This window comes from Halanaerobium sp., from assembly GCF_003070835.1.
Window position 1 is genome coordinate 1 of the sequence record NZ_QBLR01000476.1, and the last position, 1,521, is coordinate 1,521.

The 1,521-nt window shown below is 30.1% G+C and carries 2 protein-coding genes; both read left to right on the forward strand.

Annotation, left to right across the window (positions count from 1 at the left end; all coding sequences use genetic code 11):
* Nucleotides 1-33: 33 nt before the first annotated feature.
* Nucleotides 34-855, forward strand: a complete 822-nt coding sequence (locus tag CI949_RS20590) for a hypothetical protein (RefSeq protein WP_089722925.1) — start codon at nt 34-36, stop codon at nt 853-855.
* Between the two features lie 36 nt (nt 856-891).
* The coding region (locus CI949_RS20595; RefSeq protein WP_290769908.1) for a sugar phosphate nucleotidyltransferase at nt 892-1,521 on the forward strand (630 nt) is incomplete at its 3' end.

Below are 1,521 nucleotides of genomic sequence, written 5' to 3' on the forward strand. Positions count from 1 at the left end.
AGCACGGATTAACTGAAAAAGAGGTGAGTGATGATGTTGATTTTTAAATTAATTATATTTTCATTTGCTAATTATTTTTTAACTGAATACTTTAAAGAAAAAGAAACAGCTTATCTCTTTTTGGGTAGTTTAACAACTGCTTTATTCTACCTTTTGCTGCCGGAATTCATAATTGTCTTACCCTTTTATATAGTTATTTTCTTTTTTGCCTTAGACCAAAAGGAAAAGAAAAAAAGGCCGGCTCAATTAATGACATTTTTAATGCCAACTCTGGCAGCAACATTTTCCTTAAGTTATATTAGCTGGGTTTATGGTTATGGTATGCGCTTGATTTATTTAAGTGGGAGTATATTTGATTTGTCAGCTGTTGGAGTTTTTTCTTTAAATTTTAATTCTTTTTTATTAAATTTAGCTAAGAATATTCCCGTGGTGTCTCTAATATATTTATTTATGTTTTTCTGGCTTTTATTTAAAAAAACACCGATTAGAGTTTATGTTTATCTATATTTATCACCAGTACTTTTATATGTAGGATATTCTTATATTAACGGAAATAATCCAGGTATAATTTTTTATGTTCCAATGCTTTTATTCTCTCTATTCTATTTTTTAATCTTTTCAGATGAGTTTTCTCTTACAATGGAACGTTTTTTCTACTTTTTTCTTATTCTAAATTTTATAACCTTACTCCTATATTTGTTAGCTGTAATGATCATCTTACCAGCTTTCGAAATAGGATTAATAGAATATTTAGGTAATCTTTTGAATCCAGTTTTAGTCTACTTTAAAGAATATGCAGTTGAAAATTGGCCAGGACCTGGTTTAGAATTGATTAGATATTTTTATTTTAGGTAGTATTATTTCAAAAAAGGTTTTGTAGGAGGTGCTCAAGTGAAAATAGCACTCATAATGGCAGGAGGTAATGGCTCACGTTTTTGGCCTTTAAGCCGAAAAGACAGGCCTAAACAGTTTTTAAAGTTGAATAGTGATAAAAAAACACTTTTAGAGCAAACAGTAGAAAGAGTCAATCTCATAATCCCCAAAGAACAAATTTTTATTGCAACAAATGTAAATTATGAGGCAGCAGTGAAAGAAAAAATTGATTGTATACCAGAAGAAAATATAATATTAGAAGAAGTTAGTAAAAATACAGCTCCGGCAATTACAATGGCAGTTTTAAAAATTGAAAAGATCTATCCGGGCTCAACAATTTTTATCTTACCATCAGATCATTTGATAAATGGTGAAAAGAATTTTACTGATCTCTTATTAAGAGGCGGAGAAATTGCTGAAAGTAAAAATGCTGTCTTAACTATTGGGATTGAACCAAAATACCCAGAAACTGGTTACGGCTATATTCATGTCAGCAGTGACCAACTTGTATCTGACGATCAGGAATACTATACGGTACAGAATTTTGAGGAAAAACCTGATCTTAAAACTGCAGAAAAATATTTAGCAGCAGGTAGTTATTACTGGAATAGTGGAATTTATATAACACCAGCTAAATTATTGCTGCAG

What these genes read in the sequence shown, in the direction of transcription:
- CI949_RS20590 (WP_089722925.1), top strand. Translation starts at nt 34, where the DNA reads ATGTTGATTTTTAAATTAATTATATTTTCATTTGCTAATTATTTTTTA.